This is a genomic window from Cryobacterium sp. AP27 (assembly GCF_056680495.1).
Genome location: NZ_CM155285.1, coordinates 637729 through 653908, shown reverse-complemented (window position 1 = coordinate 653908; position 16180 = coordinate 637729). Strand labels below are relative to the sequence as shown.

The 16180-nt window shown below is 66.3% G+C and carries 10 protein-coding genes; 1 reads left to right on the top strand and 9 read right to left on the bottom strand.

The genetic code is table 11. The annotated features are described in order from the left end of the window. Window positions 1–8 precede the first annotated feature (8 nt). The 5 genes from AC1MB9_RS03000 to AC1MB9_RS02980 form a co-directional block, all read right to left on the bottom strand. A complete protein-coding gene (locus AC1MB9_RS03000; protein ID WP_479963565.1) occupies window positions 9–2201 on the bottom strand; it encodes an alpha-galactosidase in 2193 nt (730 codons plus the stop codon). Between the two features lie 10 nt (window positions 2202–2211). Continuing rightward, window positions 2212–3537 (bottom strand): ABC transporter substrate-binding protein, encoded by a 1326-nt coding sequence (locus tag AC1MB9_RS02995; RefSeq protein WP_479963564.1) that lies wholly within the window; start codon window positions 3535–3537, stop codon window positions 2212–2214. 75 nt (window positions 3538–3612) lie between these two features. Continuing rightward, on the bottom strand, window positions 3613–4533 hold the full coding sequence (locus AC1MB9_RS02990; RefSeq protein ID WP_479963563.1) for a carbohydrate ABC transporter permease: 921 nt from the start codon (window positions 4531–4533) through the stop codon (window positions 3613–3615). Then, a complete protein-coding gene (locus AC1MB9_RS02985) occupies window positions 4530–5471 on the bottom strand; it encodes a carbohydrate ABC transporter permease (RefSeq protein ID WP_479963562.1) in 942 nt (313 codons plus the stop codon). The genes AC1MB9_RS02990 and AC1MB9_RS02985 overlap by 4 nt, the downstream gene beginning before the upstream one ends. Then, complete coding sequence (locus tag AC1MB9_RS02980) at window positions 5468–7546, bottom strand: beta-galactosidase (RefSeq protein ID WP_479963561.1); 2079 nt, start codon at window positions 7544–7546, stop codon at window positions 5468–5470. The genes AC1MB9_RS02985 and AC1MB9_RS02980 overlap by 4 nt, the downstream gene beginning before the upstream one ends. Before the next feature lie 127 nt (window positions 7547–7673). On the opposite strand from AC1MB9_RS02980, the gene AC1MB9_RS02975 reads away from it, so the two are divergent. Next, the gene (locus AC1MB9_RS02975) at window positions 7674–8696 is read left to right on the top strand and encodes a LacI family DNA-binding transcriptional regulator (protein WP_479963560.1); all 1023 of its coding nucleotides are present in this window, start codon (window positions 7674–7676) and stop codon (window positions 8694–8696) included. A 17-nt stretch (window positions 8697–8713) separates the two neighbouring features. On the opposite strand, the gene AC1MB9_RS02970 is transcribed toward AC1MB9_RS02975, so the two are convergent. The 4 genes from AC1MB9_RS02970 to AC1MB9_RS02955 form a co-directional block, all read right to left on the bottom strand. Then, a complete protein-coding gene (locus AC1MB9_RS02970) occupies window positions 8714–11236 on the bottom strand; it encodes a DEAD/DEAH box helicase (protein ID WP_479963559.1) in 2523 nt (840 codons plus the stop codon). Window positions 11237–11298: 62 nt separating this feature from the next. Beyond that, window positions 11299–13392 carry a glycosyl hydrolase gene (locus tag AC1MB9_RS02965; RefSeq protein WP_479963558.1) on the bottom strand — a complete coding sequence of 698 codons (2094 nt, stop codon included), beginning with the start codon at window positions 13390–13392 and terminating at the stop codon, window positions 11299–11301. After that, a complete protein-coding gene (locus AC1MB9_RS02960) occupies window positions 13389–14120 on the bottom strand; it encodes an efflux RND transporter periplasmic adaptor subunit (RefSeq protein WP_479963557.1) in 732 nt (243 codons plus the stop codon). The genes AC1MB9_RS02965 and AC1MB9_RS02960 overlap by 4 nt, the downstream gene beginning before the upstream one ends. Further along, window positions 14117–15856: a glycosyltransferase family 2 protein gene (locus AC1MB9_RS02955; protein ID WP_479963556.1), complete on the bottom strand. Its 1740-nt coding sequence runs from the start codon at window positions 15854–15856 to the stop codon at window positions 14117–14119. The genes AC1MB9_RS02960 and AC1MB9_RS02955 overlap by 4 nt, the downstream gene beginning before the upstream one ends. Between the last annotated feature and the right edge of the window lie 324 nt (window positions 15857–16180).

The window sequence follows — 16180 nt, the reverse complement described above, 5'->3', positions numbered from 1 at the left end:
CGTTCCGGCTAGACCGCCTCAAGCGCGAAGAGGACCGCCTGTTCGGGCGTGATCAGGGGTGCCGGCAGTCCCACGAGGGCAAGAACCGCGCCGCTGAGGACCAGCTCTCCCGCCTCGGCGGCGAGCCACGCCGGCGGTAGGGCCTGCACCGTCTGCGGTGCAGGACCTACGAGCAGCGATCGTACTCGGTAGCGGCGTTCGGGCCGGAGGCCGGGGAACCGGATGGGCGCGGGCAGCGCGGTGTGCGGCGCGGCCACGGCAACCTGCTGAAAGAGCGCCGCAAAGCCGTCCTGCGCCACGACACCGTGCAGTTCAAGCGCCGGATCGGAGCCGTCGGCATGCACGACCACTCCGCTGTGCAAGAGCGCCCGTCGCTGCTTGTAAACCGTGATCCAGGCGCGAACCTGGTCGACTTCGGCCGGCGCGGCCGTAGTGAGGTCCCACTCGATGCCCGCGCTGCCGAACAATGCTGTGGCCAGTCGGAACCCGAGCGCGGAGGTGCGCCCGGTCGTGTGGGCGGTGGCGGCACCGAGATGCCCGCCCAGGTACTCCGGCGGAACCAGCACTCCCGTGTAGCGCTGGATCTGCTGACGCTCGAGAGGGTCGTTGGTGTCACTCGTCCACACCCTGTCCACCCGCTCCAGAATGCCGAGGTCGATGCGGCCGCCGCCGGAGGCACAGGACTCGATCTCGAGTCCGGGCTGTGCGCCGCGCACGGAGTCCATGAGGTTGTAGAGGGCCAGCGTCTGCCGGTGCGCCGATCCACCGAGCAGGTCACGGTTGTGGTCCCATTTCAGGTAGGCAATGGGGTACTCGCGAAGCAGCGCGGTGAGGCGTTCGAGCAGCCAGGCAAACGCCTCGGGATGCGCCAGATCCAGCACCCGCTGTCCACGCCAGGTGGGAGCAGTGGCCGAACCGAGCAGCCAGTCTGGGTGCGCCCTGGCGAGGTCGGAGTCCGGGTTGACCATCTCGGGTTCCACCCACAGTCCGAAGTCGAGACCGGCCGCGTGCACACGTTCGATCAGCGGGTGCAGCCCCAGCGGCCATTTGGCCGCGTCGACGAACCAATCGCCGAGTGCACGCTGATCGTCGGTACGGCCGGAGAACCAACCGTCGTCGAGCACGAAACGTTCCACGCCCACCTCCGCGGCGGCGTCAACGAGCCGACCGAGCGTCTCCAGGTCGTGGTCGAAGTACACGGCCTCCCAGGTGTTCAGCACGACGGGGCGCGGCCCGGCGATGGTGGACCAGGACCGAATCCACGGGTGCAGCCGCGCGCTCAGCCCGTCGAGACCGGCGTCGGAGTACACGGCAACGGTCCACGGGCTGCGGTAGTTCTCCCCGCCGGCCACGCTCAGCTCCCCTGGTTCGAGCAGTTCGCCCGACCCGAGCGCGGCGTAACCGAGTGCGCTGCGCTCGGCCCAGACCCGTTTGTCTCCGCTCCAGGCCTCGTGCACGGCCCAGGCCTCGCCGTGCCGAAATCCGAAACCGGGCGTACCGACCACCGTCAGGTAGGAGTCGTCGTGGCCGGGGCGGCCGTGTCGGGATTCGCGGCTCCACAGGCCGTGGCCGAGCAGGCTGCGCTGCGGCCGACGCTCGTGGCTCCACAGTCCGGTGAAGTCGAGCACCTCCCTGGCCCGGTCGGGCACCGGCAGGATGACGTCGAGGGCGGCCAGCTCGAAGGACCCGGTGCCGGTGTTGGTGAGCGTGTGCCGCAGCCGCAGCACGCCCTGAGCGGTGAGTTCGAGGTCGATGACGACCGTGACGGATGCCTGGTGCTCGACCAGTTCGATGGCCAGCGTGTTCGCACCACGCTCGTGCACGGCGAGAAGCTCAAAGGCGAGGTCGGCCCGGCCGATGCCGGGACGGAATCCGCCGATCCCCGGGCGGCCGCTCCACCCGTCGCTGAGGGTCGGCAGCAGCGACAGCCGCACCGGAACGTCGAGGGAGCTGGGACCGACCGGCGGGACGCTCGCGGCGGCTAGCGTGGCCAGGTCGGTCGGATCAAGATCACCCAGATCGCCTCCCCAGTGCACGATCACGGGCGCGCCGGGACCCGATGCGTCCAGGACGAGGGAGGTGCCGGCGGCACGGAGGTGGCGGATCATGGCAGTGCTTCCAATCGGGACACGGATGTTCATCGGCGACATGACGATGCTGCCCGGTGCGGGTGCGCCGGGCAGCATCGTGAACTCAGTCAATCAGTACGGTCTACTCCTTGACGGGAATGGACTGGGCCTTGAGGGCATCAATTGTGGCGACCTGGCCGGTGGTGAGCGCCTCGGCGAGGGTTCCCTTGCCGCTAACGGCGGCCTTGAATCCGTCGGACACGTCGTTGTAGGTCTGGGTCATTGTCGGACCCCAGACCCAGCCAGACGGAACCTGGCGGGACGCTTCGGCGAAGACGTCGTAGATGGGCTGGTTGCCATAGAACTCCACGCCCTCCGTGAGCACGGGCAGGTCGAGACCGGACTTGGCGGCCGGGTACAGGTTGGCCGACTCGTTGAGCATGGTGAGGGACTCACTGGAGCTGTTCAGCCACAAAGCGAACTTCGCTGCCTCGTACGGGTGCTTCGAACCCGTGAAGACTGCGGTGGACGAGCCACCCCAGTTGCCGCTGGCGGCATCGCCGGCGTTCCACTGCGGAGACGGAGCCACGGCCCAGTTGCCGGCGGTGTCCGGGGCGCCGCTGGCAATGGAGTTCGCACCCCAGGCAGCGGAGTTCCAGGTCCAGGCCGCTCCAGTGTTGTACGCATTGTCCCACTCGGTGGTCCACGGCGGCTGGGTCGACACAAGGTCGCGGTCGATCAGGTCCTGCCAGTATTCGGCGACCTTGATGGAGGTGTCGTCGGTGAGATCGACACTCCAGTCGGTGCCGTCGTTGCCGAACCAGGTTCCGCCGGCCTGCCAGACGAGCCCGGCGAACTGGTTGATGTCACTCTGCGAGAAGTTCGTGATGTACGAACCGGTGGCGCGCACCTGCTCGGCCGCGGTAGCAAACTCGTCCCACGTGGTGGGGATCGCGATGTTGTTGGCCGCGAAGAGGTCGGCCCGGTAGAACATGGCCATGGGCCCGGAGTCCTGCGGGATCGCGTAGACCGAGTCGGCCTCGCTGAAGCTGACCTGGCCCCAGGTCCAGTCGACGAAGTCGCTCTTGGCATCCATCACTCCGGCGCACGAGGCGAGGTTGACCAGGCCGTCCTGCACGCGGAAGTTGGGCAGCGCGTCGTATTCGATCTGACCGAGGTCGGGCGCGTTGCCGGCCTCGAGCTGGTTGAAGAAGTTGGCGTACGTGCCGCCGTTGCCGTTCGGGCCGGTCTGTACGGCGACCTGGATGTCGGGGTTCGCCTCGTTCCACACATTGACGACATCTTCGATGCCGGGGATCCAGGATGTGAACGTCAGGTCGACCTTTCCGTCTGCCGGGGTGCAGTCTGCGGCGCTGTCGCCCGTGGACGCGGCCGTTGAGCAGCCGGTGAGTACGACCGTCGCCGCGGTGAGCAGGGCAACGGTGGCCGCTCGTTTCGTGATTCGCATTGTTTTCCTTTGTTGGGTTTTCGCTGAAAAGGAGTGGTGCTCTGTGGTTTGGAACGGTCTGAAAGGTAGGAAGGGTTACTTGACGCTGCCGGCCCCCAGGCCGTTGCGCCAGAAGCGCTGCAGCAACAGGAACAGGATGATCAGAGGAATGATCGACAGGAGCGCGCCGATGAGCACGTAACCGCGCAGTTCGGGGATCTGGTTGACCTGGGAGTTCCAGGCATAGAGCCCGAGGGTGACGGGGAACAGGGTCTCGTCGCGCAGCATGATGAGCGGGAGGAAGAAGTTGTTCCAGATGGCCACGAACTGGAAGAGGAACACCGTGACCAGGGCGGGGAACATGAGCCGCACCGAGACGGTGAAGAAGGTGCGCACCTCGCCGGCGCCGTCGAGGCGGGCGGCCTCGATGAGCTCGTCCGGCACGCTCGCCGCGGCGAAGATGCGGGTGAGGTATACCCCGAACGGGCTGACCAGGCTGGGCAGGAACACCGCCCAGAACGTGTTGGTGAGGCTGACCTGGCTGAAAATCAGGAACAGCGGCAACGCAAGGGCGGTGGCGGGCACGAGCACCCCGCCGAGCACGATGTTGAAGAGCAGCTCCCGGCCCGGAAAGCGGTACTTCGCCAGCGCGTAGCCGGCCATACCGGCGAACAGGGTGGCGAGCAGGGCGCCGGCGCCGGCGTAGAGCGCGCTGTTGAGCATCCACTTGAGGAAGACGCCGTCACGGTAGGTGACCAGGTTGCCGATGTTGGCAAACAGGTTGAAGTCGGCGAACCAGAGCGGGTGGGTGCTCGTGAACTGTGAGCTGCTCTTGGTGCCGGCGATGAACAGCCACCAGATCGGGATGAGGAAGTAGAGCGTGAAGACGAGCATCACGGTCATGGCACCGACGCGGGAGAGCGAGCTCTCGCGCGCCACCTTCGGTGCGGGGTTGGCAGTGTTCCTGACGCGCCTGGACCGACGTTCGACGGCCGGAGAGTCGGTGAGGGCGCTCATTTGCCTTCCTTCCGCTGGGTGAACTTGAGGAACGTGAACGACAGGACGAATGTGGCCAGCGCCAGCACGACGCTGAATGCGGCGGCGAGGTTCACGTTGGGGATGGAGGAGGTGGAGTAGACCATCAGGTTCGGCGTGAACGTGCTGGTGACGGCGGAGCTGAAGGAGCGGAACACCTGCGGCTCGGCGAGCAGCTGCAGCGTACCGATGATGGAGAAGATGCCGGTGAGCACGATTGCCGGCATGATCAGCGGAATTTTGATCGACCAGGCGATGCGCAGCTGCCCGGCGCCGTCAAGGCGGGCGGCCTCGTAGATCTCGGTGGGAATGGCCAGCAGCGCCGAGTAGATGATGAGCATGTTGTAGCCCACATAGACCCAGGTGACGACGTTGGCGATCGCCCAGAGCACCAGGTCGGCGGAGAGGAAGCTCACGTTGCTTGTGATCGCGGTGAACGGCGAGAGGTTGGGCGAGTAGAGAAAGCCCCACATGATCGCCGCGATGACGCCGGGCACGGCATAGGGCACGAAGAACGCGAGCCGGAAGAAGCGCTTTCCGCGCAGCAGCGGGGAATCCAGCAGCAGCGCGAAGATCAGCGCGAGGCCCAGCATGACCGGAACCTGCACCACGCCGAAGCTGAGCACCCGTGCGATGGATTCCCAGAACGGGCCGTTCTGGAAGACCAGGATGTACTGGGTGAGGCCGCCGAACACCTCGGTCGCCTTGCCGAAGGTGCCGTCCCGCTCGATGACGAGCAGCGACTGATACACGGCGTAGCCGATGGGAACCAGGTAGAACAGCGTGAAGAGCACGGCAAATGGCACGATGAAGATCGCGATCGCGCTCGGGTGCGTCACGCGGGACTTGCGGGGGCGCGGCGCTGGGCGGCCGAGTCCCGCGCTTCGGGCGTCTGCGGCCACAGCGGCTGGTGCACTCATGAAACGGTGTCCTCTCTGATGACGCGGACGGATCCGGCCGGTACGCGCAGGCTGCGAACGATGTCGGTGCCGGTGACCAGCTCGAATCCGTTCGCGCCCATGTCCACGTCGGTATCGCCGTGGTTGATGATGAAGCGGTAGCTCGTGTCGTTACCAGTGCGTCGCACGACCTCGAGCAGGCCGTCGTTCTCGGGGCCGACCGCGGTGACGCCGGCCGTGATGGCGATGGTGCGCATGAGGTCGCGGTAGGTGGTCGGGTCTGGTGCGGTGGCGAGGTACCAAGCGGTGCCGTTGCCGTGGCTGTTGCGGGTGATCGCGGGCACGCCGGCCAGCGGTCCTTCCGCGTAGCTGGCCAGGGCCTCGGCACCGGCCAGTCGCAGTCGTTCCGACCACAGGGTGCCGCTGGCATCCCGGCTCAGGGCGGTTTGGGCGATCGCGCCAACTGCGGTGAGGCCCACGGTCAGGCCGGGCGCGATCGGCGCGAATTCCTCCACGGTGATCCCGAGCAGCGCGCGGAAGGCTCCGGGGTAGCCGCCGGGGCGCACCCGGTCGTCTTCGTCGACGATTCCGCTGTAGAAGGTGACCACGGCGTGGCCACCGGTGGCCACGAATTCGGCGAGCCGGTCGGCCTGGGCGTCGGTGACGAGGTACAGCGCGGGAACGACAACGAGGTGGTACCCGCTGAGGTCGGCATCCGGGGAGACGATGTCGACGGTGATACCGAGCCGGTGCAGCGCGCTGTATGCGGCATGCACCTGCTGGAGGTACGTCACCGACATGGACGGACGCGACTCGTTGTCGCCGGCCCACCAGGCTTCCCAGCTGAACAGGATCGCCGTGTCCGCCACGACCCGGGTGCCGATCACCTCGTCCAACCGGTCGAGGATGGAGCCCAGCTCGACCACCTCCCGAAAGAGAATGGTGTCGGTTCCGGCGTGCGGCACCAGCGCGGAGTGGAACTTCTCCGAACCCTGCAGGGACGCACGCCACTGGAAGAAGCAGATGGCCTCGGCACCACGGGCCACATGGGAGAGCGAATTGCGGGTCATCTCCCCCGGCACCTTTGCCACGTTGAGCGGCTGCCAGTTGACGGCACTCGTCGCCTGTTCCATGAGCAGCCAGGCGCCCCCGCCGGCGAGACCACGGCTCAGGTCCGCCGCGAAGGCGAGCTCGGTAGTGGGGTCGTCGAGGCGGTGGTCGAGGTAGTGGTCGTTTGCCACAACATCAACCGCGGAGGCCCACGACCAGTAGTCCAGATTGCGGATGTGCGCGGTCACCATGAAGTTCGTGGTGACGGGCACGCGACTGTGCCGCCGCAGGACGGCTTCCTCCGCACGGTAGTAACCGAGCAGCTCGTCGGAGCTGAACCGGTGAAAGTCGAGCACCTGGCCGGGGTTGCGGCTGGACAGGGTCAGGCGGGGGGTGTGCACCTCGTCCCAGGTGCCGTAGCGCTGGCTCCAGAACGACGTGCCCCACGCACCGTTGAGCGCGTCAATGCTGCCGTAACGCGCCTCAAGCCAGCGGCGGAAGGCGGCCGCGGTGTCGTCGTCGTAGCAGAGGGCATTATGGCAACCGAGTTCGTTGGATACGTGCCACAGCGCCACAGCGGGGTGGGCGCCGTAGCGGCGGGCCACCTGTTCCACCAGGCGAAGGGCATGCTCCCGGAACACCGGCGAGCTCGGGCACCAGGCCTGGCGTCCACCGGAGAAGCGGGTGGTGCCGTCTTCGGCCTGGGGCAGGATCTCGGGGTGCGCGGTGGTGAGCCACGGCGGCGGCGACGAGGTACCGGTGCCCAGGTTCACCCGGATGCCGTGGGCGTGCAGCAGCTCGATGACGGTATCCAGCAGGGTGAAGTCGTACTCACCGGGACGCGGCTCGAGGGCCGACCACCCGAAAATGTTGATGGCGACGAGGTCGACACCTGCCTGCTGCATCAGCAGCACGTCGTCGGCCCAGACCTCGGGTCCCCACTGCTCCGGGTTGTAGTCGCAGCCGTACCCGATGCCGGTCTGCACGAACGGGGTAGCACGGGTGGCCTGGTCCATGTCGACCGAGGTGGCTGCTGGGGTGTACATCGACTCCTGCTTCTGTGAACGTGCACAGATTCGGAGCAAACAACTCCTCGATGAGTTTCTGTGAACGTACACAGATTAGATAGATCGACGCCACGGTGTCAAGCCATGCAACCGGTACAGTTATCGAATGGTGATCACTCCGAGGCGGCGTAAGCGCGCGACGATCCACGATGTGGCCGCCGAAGCCGGGGTTTCCCGCGGCACGGTCAGCCGGGTCGTGAACAACGAACCGTACGTGTCTGTCGAGGCTCGCGCCGCCATCGAGGCGGCCATCGAGAAGGTCGGCTACGTACCCAACACCGCCGCCCGCAACCTGGTCATGCAACGTTCTCAGGCCGTCGGCCTGATCGTGCACGAACCGCACTCGCTGTTTCTGGAAGACCCGAACATCGGCGGGATCCTCCTCGGCGCCAACACGGCGCTCTCCCGCGCCGACTATCAGATGGTCAGCCTGGTGATCGAGTCGGATCGGGATACCGAGCGTGTGGCCCGGTACCTCAGTGGCGGCTTCGTAGACGGTGTCGTCGTGGTATCGGCGCGGGAGAAAGACCCGATCACAAAGGTTATTGAACGGCTCGAGCTGCCGGCGGCATTCGTCGGGCATCCGCAAGACCTTCACGACGTTCCCTACGTGGGCATCAACAACCATCAGGCCGCCCGGTCGATCACCGAACGGCTGATCGGCACCGGGCGCCGCCGGATCGGAATGATCGTCGCCGCCCTTGACCGGGACTCGGGCACCGACCGCCTGGCGGGATTCACGGAGGCCCTGGGCGAGCGCTTCGACCCGTCCCTGGTGGCTCGGGTCCCGCTGTACACCTACGCGGACGGGCGAGACGGGATGCGGGCCCTCCTCGCGCGCGACCCCCTCATCGACGGGGTGTTCGCGGCCTCCGATGCTCTCGCCGCCGGTGCGCTGAATGCGTTGCGGGAGGCCGGCCGCAGCGTTCCCGGTGATGTCGGAATTGTCGGCTTCGACGACAGCGCGTGGGCCTTGCGCTGCCAGCCGCCGCTGTCGACCGTGCACCAGCCGGCCAACGGGCTCGGGGAACGCGCTGCGGAGTCCGTGCTCAGTCAGCTGCGCGGCGAGGCGCCCGAGCTCGGCGGTATTCTGCTGGACACCGAAATCGTGTGGCGCAACTCCGCTTGACCGGGCTCCCCCGCCGGCTACAGGCGGTTGACGCCGGTGACGCGGATGACGGCTTCGCCGAGTTCGTCGGACGCGGCGAGGTCGACCTCCGCGCTGATGCCCCAGTCGTGGTCACCGGCCGGGTCGTCCAGAATCTGACGCACCGTCCAACTGGTCGGTGTCGTCTCGATCATCAGCAGGTCGGAGCTTCGCGCATCAGCCCCGGTGAGCAGCTGGTCGTGGTCCGCGAAGTAGCCGTCCATGGCGTCTCCCCAGACGTCGGCGGTGAAGCCGTGTTCCCGGTCGAGCACGCCGAGCTCGTCGTAGTTCTCGAGCGCGGCCAGTTGCACCCGGCGGAACAGTTCGTTGCGCACGAGGATCCGGAACGCCCGCACATTCGTGGTGAGCCGTTTCGGGGCCGGCGGCAGGAGCGCGTGGGCCTCGGTCGCGTGCTCGACGGGGTCGGGGTGCAGCAATTCCTCCCACTCGTCGAGCAGGCTCGAGTCCACCTGGCGCACGAGTTCACCGAGCCACTCGATCAGGTCGAGCAGGTCCTCGTTCTTGGCCTCGTCCGGAATCGTCTGCCGCGCGGCGCGATATGCGTCTGAGAGGTAACGCAGCACGACGCCCTCGCTACGGGCCAGCTTGTAGAACGCGATGAACTCCCCGAAGGACATCGCCCGCTCGTACATGTCGCGCACCACGGACTTGGGCCGTAGCTCGAAGTCCGCGATCCACGGCTGGGACGCCTTGTAGGTCTCGAATGTGTAGTTCAACAGCTCTTCGAGCGGCTTGGGCCAGGTGATCTCTTCGAGCAGCGCCATCCGCTCGTCGTATTCGATCCCCTCCCGCTTCATCGCGTTCACGGCCTCGCCGCGGGCGGCGAACTGCTGGCCCATCAGCACCGGCCGGGGGTTGTCGAGCGTCGCCTCAAGTATGGAGATCATATCGAGGGCGTAGTTTCCGGTGCCCGGGCCGGGGCCGGCCTCCGGGTCGGGGTCGAGCAGTTCGAACGCGGCAAGCGCGAACGGAGACAGCGGTTGGTTGAGCGCGAAGTTGGCCTGCAGATCCACCGTCAACCGGATCTTCCCGCTCGCGCTCTGCTCAACGATCCCCGCTTCCCGCAGCGTCTTGTAAATGCCGAGCGCACGCCGGGCGAGCACGAGCTGACGTTTCCAGGGTTCGTGGTTGTCGAACACGAGCGAATGAACGTGAGCGAAGGCGTCGCCGCCGCGTCCGATCACGTTGATGAGCATGGCGGCCGTCATCTGCATGCTCGAGCCGAGCGTCTCCGGCTCGGCGTCGACGAGGCGGCGGAACGACGGCTCACCCCACGACACGAAGCCCTCTGGCGCCTTCTTGCGCACGATCTTGCGCTTCTTCTTCGGGTCGTCGCCGGCCTTTTCGATGGCCTTGAGGTTCTCCGACTCATGGTCGGGCGCCTGGATCACCACGGTGCCGGCGGTGTCGTAGCCCGCCCGCCCGGCGCGTCCGGCGATCTGATGGAATTCACGCACGTGCACCTGGCGCATTTTCACGCCGTCGTATTTGGTGAGCGCGGTGAACAGCACGGTGCGGATGGGTACGTTGATGCCGACACCGAGGGTGTCGGTGCCGCAGATCACCCGCAGCATGCCGCGCTGGGCGAGCTGCTCCACCAGACGGCGGTACTTGGGCAGCATGCCGGCGTGGTGCACGCCGATGCCCATGCGGATGAGCCGGGAGAGCGTCTTGCCGAAACTCGTCGTGAACCGGAACTCGTCGATCAGTTCCGCGATTTCGTCGCGCTGCTCACGGGTGGCGACCTTGGCGCTCGCGAGCGCCTGCGCGCGCTCGAGCGCGGCGGCCTGGGAGAAATGCACAATGTAGACGGGGGCCTTCTGCGTGTGCAGCAGGTCCTCGACGGTCTCGTGCACGGGCGTGGTCTCGTAGTAGTAGTTCAGCGGCACCGGGCGTTCGACGCCCGTGACGATCGCCGTCTCGCGGCCGGTGCGCTGTGAGAGATCTTCCGCGATGAATTTCACGTCGCCGAGGGTGGCCGACATGAGGATGAATTGCACGCGTGGCAGCAGGAGCAGGGGAACCTGCCATGCCCAGCCGCGTTCCGGGTCGGCGTAGAAGTGAAACTCGTCCATGACCACCTGGTCGACCTCGGTGTCTTCGCCGTGGCGCAGTGCGAGGTTCGCGAGGATCTCGGCCGTGCAGCAGATGATGGGCGCGTCGGCATTCACCGAGGAGTCGCCCGTCATCATGCCCACGTTCTCGGCGCCGAACGTCTCCACGAGGGAGAAGAACTTCTCGCTGACGAGCGCCTTGATCGGGGCGGTGTAGAAACTGCGTTTACCTGCGGACAGGGCCGCGAAGTGCGCGCCGACGGCGACGAGGGATTTGCCGGTGCCCGTGGGCGTGCTGAGGATGAGGTTCGCGCCGGATACGATCTCGATGACCGCTTCCTCCTGTGCCGGGTACAGGGACAGTCCCTGCCCGGTCGCCCAGTCCTCAAATGCCGCGAAGAGAACGTCGGGGTCGGTTTCGCTGGGGAGGCTCGTGAGAAGTGACATATTCCCTTAAGAGTGCACTACTTCGCTGCCCGCCGTCTGCAGGGCCGCGGCCCGCGACCGGTTCAGGCAGCGTGTTGCATCAGCCACGCGAGCAGGTAGGAACGGCTGTTACCGTCGTCGATGCGGCTGTCTGGCAGACCGGCCGCGACGTCGAGGGCGGCAGCCGCGGCATCCGGCCCCTGCAAGGCGGAGTACATCAGCAGGTAGTCGCCGAACATCACGTCATAACGCTCAGGGAGCGGACTCGCGGCCGACAGTGCGTCAGCCAGATTGGCTTGCACTCGGTCGGGGTCACCGCCGAGATAGTCGGCGACGGGACTCATCGGCAGCACCAGGATACCGAGCATCGCGCTCGGTTCTGCGCTGAACCAGGTGGCATAGTCACGCTTGCCACCCCAGACGAGCGAGGTGATGGTGTGGTCGAACCCCTGGTAGACGGGGTCATCGAGGTCGAAATCGGTCCAATAGGCGCGCGCGGAGGCTGCCTCGCTGGAGAGCATCCAGCCTGCCTCGCCGGCCAGGTCCGCCTGGCCGCTGGCGGCGGCCCAGAGGGCCAGTCCGTTCCACGCGCTCACGGCCTCGGAACTGGACTCCTGGTTGTTACCGTCGCCGAACGGCGACGTGCCGCTGGCCCAGGAATGACCCGCGTAGGCGTCGAACACGCGCCGCTCGGGGAAGTAGTCGCTGCCTCCGCTGGTGGCGAGGTCGGCAGCCAGAAGGTTGAGAACCGGCGCCCAACGTTCGACGGATGAAGTGTCGGCGGCGGAACCATCCCCGGCCGCGACCACGGCCGCCGCGTAGAAGAAGTAGCCGTAGTGGAAGTGATGATCGTTGAATTCCTCCGAACCGAACGAGGTGGCCAGGCCCACGACCCCCTTGGCCTCCGGGTCGTAGACGAAGCATCGCTCCGTGCGATCCCGGCAGCCGTCGGGGTCCATCCACTCGTCTAGTGCGGCCGTGAGCCGGCTGGTGAGCTCGGCGGCGGCGTCGTCGGCACCTACCTGGCGCGCCACCGCAAGCAGGTTGGCGGCACGGTAGAGCGATTTGCCACCGAAATAGGTGTCGGCCGCGAACGTGCCCGTGGTGTCCACATCGGCCCGCACCTGGTCGGCCAGGCGCTCGCGTTCCGCTCCCGCCAGGCCCGACAGGTTGATCGCACCGCTGGGCTGCACCGTGGGCACCGACCAGGCAAGTTGGGAGCCAGTGCACACTGTGAGCGTGCCAAAGCTGCTGGGATAGCTGCCGGCGTCGCAGCGAGTTCCGGATGCGAGCCCCGGTAGCTGATGGGGAAGCGCCGCAATGAGGGTGTCCCCACCGTCCGCGGTGATGTAGTGGATGGTCGTGGTCGCCACCGCCGGCGTGGTGTCGAAGTCCACCCGGGTGCCGGAAACGGGGTGCGCGGCGGCGTCGACGAAGGACTGCAGGGAACCGTCATCGGGCAGGGCGAACCACGTCGCGCTGCCCCCCATCGGCAACGACAGGGTGGTGCCGTCATCGGACAGGCCCCCAGCCGAAACCAGCCCATAGCCAGTGCCGGCAACGTCGACGGTCCAGACGCCGTCTCCGGCGGGCGTGAACGCCGTTGGCATGGTGAGGGTCAGGTCTCTTGCGGCGGCGAAAGAAATGAACGGCGAGCCCTCTGCGATCACTGTCGACCCGAGATCACGCCCTCCGGCACGTTGGGTGATAGTGACCGACGCCTCGTCATAGGCGGTCACCATCTGGTCAACGGTTTGGCCGGCCGGGTCGAGCTCCACCCGAATTTGGTCGGTAAAGCCGCCGAGGATCACGTTGCTCTGGGCGCTCACCCGGGGCAACCCGAAGGCGAACCCGGTGTCAGTGAGCAGGAAGGACAGCGGCAGCGGGAACACCGGCATCAACTCCTCACCGAAGACCAGTCCGGAGAACCACCGACTGGTGGGCGGCACCAATCCGTCGGCCAGGCGCGCTACCGGCAAGGCCTTGACGGTGCGCTGGGGCACGGCATTGGCGAGCGGCCCGATCGCCGCCGTCGGGAAGATCAGCCCCTCGCCGGTCGGATTGGTCGGCACCGACCGGACGATGGGTGTGCAGGCCGCCACCCCCAGGGCCGCGGTGATGGCGATGGCGAGACAGGCCACCAGGGTCAGGCTTCTCGATTTCTGCAGCACGGTCATAACCCGATCGTCCGCAGGAAGCCGTAGATGCCGTCGCCGACGCCCGCGAGCGGGCCATCGTCGCGGAGCGACAGCGTGGCCGACACCGGCGTGCCGGGCGCGACGAGCCCGTTGTAGGCCCCGTCCGACAGCCCGTCACTAGCCACGCGCATCGTCGTTTCCGCCTGGCCATCCACGGTCTGCACCTCAACGGCCTCGAGCGTGCCCATGATCCGAGAACGGTTGGGCAGCACGATATCGACCCGCGCGCCCTGTTCTACCCTGGAATAGTCGGTGCTGCTCAGTACGAATTGCGCGGAGACGAACAATGAACCGTTCCGGTTTATGATGGCCAACACCTGCCCGGCCTGCACAAACGAGCCCCGCTCGGTCGTAATGCCGGTGAGCGTGCCGTCGATGGATGCGGTCAGGGTGAGAACACCGTCGTCGGACACCGAGTAGGCCACGTTTTCGAGGCTGACCAGTCCCTCGGCGAGGTCTGCCTGCAGGGTCGGGCTCTGCACCGTGAACAGGGCCTGCCCAACGCTCACCGCGTCGCCCTCGTCGGCCAGCCGTTCCAGCACGACTCCCCCGTAGTCCGTGCCAACCGGATACTCCGCGGCCTCAATGGACGCGGAGTCGCTGGCCACGTGCGATTGTCGCAGGTTGAACACCACCGTGAGTGCGGATACCAGCCCGAGAACCGTGATCAAGCCGACGAAGAGCTTGGCGCGGTTCGCCCAGGTCATGCTGTCACCGCCTCTCGGCTCGGGGCATCCGCCGTCAGCGGTGCAGCAGCAGGCACGGGAGCACCCGGCCATTCGAGGCTCCGCCGCGGCCGGCGCATGCCGCGCCGATCGGCCGCGGCGCTCAGCGGTGTCGCCCGGCTCTCGTGCAGTGCAGCTCCGATGAAACTCCCGAGGATAACCGTGTTGGTCACGTTCCACGCCGTTGCCAGGGTCGCGGCGCCGATTCCGAGGTCCCGCCACACGGCCACCACCGAGGTGAGCAAGAGGAAGACGAAGACCAGCACCTGCGGAATCATGAAGTTGAAGGGCGAGGCAATCGTGGATTTGTTGCCTGTCGCCCGCCACTGCTGCTCCCTACCGAAAACGACGTTCGCCAGAGCTGCCAGGTAGATCGGGAACGACGCAGCGGCGAGCATCAGGGTCTCCCACCGGAAGGATCCCATCGTGTAGAACGCCAGGGCCACCTGCAGGAGATAAAATCCTAAGTAGTAGAGCAGCCAGGTGGCCAGGCTGGTGGAGAGGTTCACTGGCCGCAGATCGAAGTAGATCTCCAACGGCGGCACGACCAGCAGGAGCAGTGGAGCTATACCGGTCAAGTAGAATGACGCGGTGACCAGATACTGCAATCTCTGGTCGAAAGTCAGTCGCCGGCGGGGGCTGAGCGGGTTGCTCGTCAGGAGGATCTCGAAGCCACCGGTCGCCCAGCGCAGCTGTTGCTTGGTGTACGCCTCCACGGTGTCCGGCGCGTGGCCGGTCGCGAGCACCATGGGGATGAAAATTGTCTTCCACCCGCGTTCGTGCAGCTTGAGGGAAGTCCAGACATCCTCTGATTTGGAATCTGTGTACATGCCGCCCACGTCGTTGACGGCGTCGCGACGGAAGATCACGTTGGTGCCAACGCAGAAGGCGGCGTTGAACCGGTTGCGGCCCGGTTGGATGAACCTGTAGAACACCGATTGCATGTAGCCGGCGCCACGGGAAATCACGTTGTGCAGGTTGCGGTAGGCCTGCGGTGTCTGCACGAACGCCACCCGGTCGTCAATAAAGAACGGCAAGGTCTCAACGAGGAAATCGGGATCAGGAACAAAATCAGCGTCGAAGATCACGAAATACTCGCCGGAGCTGGCGGTGAGCGCGTGGTTGACGTTCCCGGCCTTGGCTCCGTTCGAACTCAGTCGTCGGAGATACCTGGCGCCCAGCTCGGCAGCGAGGTCACGTACCTCGTCAGCACGACCGTCATCCAGCACCCAAGTGATGTGCGCCCCGCGGACGGCCACCGCCGCGGTGACGGTCTCCCGGATCACCTCCACGCTTTCGCCGTAGGTCGTAATGAAGACGTCGATGCTGGTCGGCTGACCACCGAGGTACAGGGACCTGTCGGGACCTGGCCCGGTCTCCAAGCGTCGGCTGGACCGGGTGGCGAACAGAGCCGCCTTCGCCTGATGGAAGGCGAAATCACGAGGGTCCTGGGCACCGGAGAGGATCGTCCACATGGACAGCAGGGCCTGAAAGATCAGGCTGGACTCCGCCACAATCACCAGCGAATACGGGAGCCAGTCGCCTCGACTGGCCGGGTTGAGGAGAAAATTGGCGTAGGCAAGGATACCGATTGTGGCGATCACCACCAGCAGCACCAGCGAGGGCGAGTGATGTTTATCGTGGCTGTCCCGACCCCGACCAGACGCCAGGGTGTCGGCTGCGGAGGGTTCGATGATGAAGGGATGCAGGGTCGTCATCCATGTCTCATTTCGGCTACCGGATTCGGGTCCGGGGTTCGCGAGCGGGTTCTCGGGCGAGGCTCGCGGGAAATGGTGCCGCCAGTCCGTCGGCGCTAGGGGGCCGAACGGGAACTGGGCTGTGGGCATCGTCGTCCGGTACTCGATGTGACAAGAAATCGATGGAACGGATTTTCTGAGCATCCCCGGGGATGGAGGTGGGTAGCCTCCACGTGCGGACCTAGCGCAACTGTAGGGACGACGAGGGCGATCTCACAGCCTTCGTGCGATTTCCGGCGCAGGTTTATCGTGTTCGTAACACCCCGTTAATCGTGGCGCCCCGGA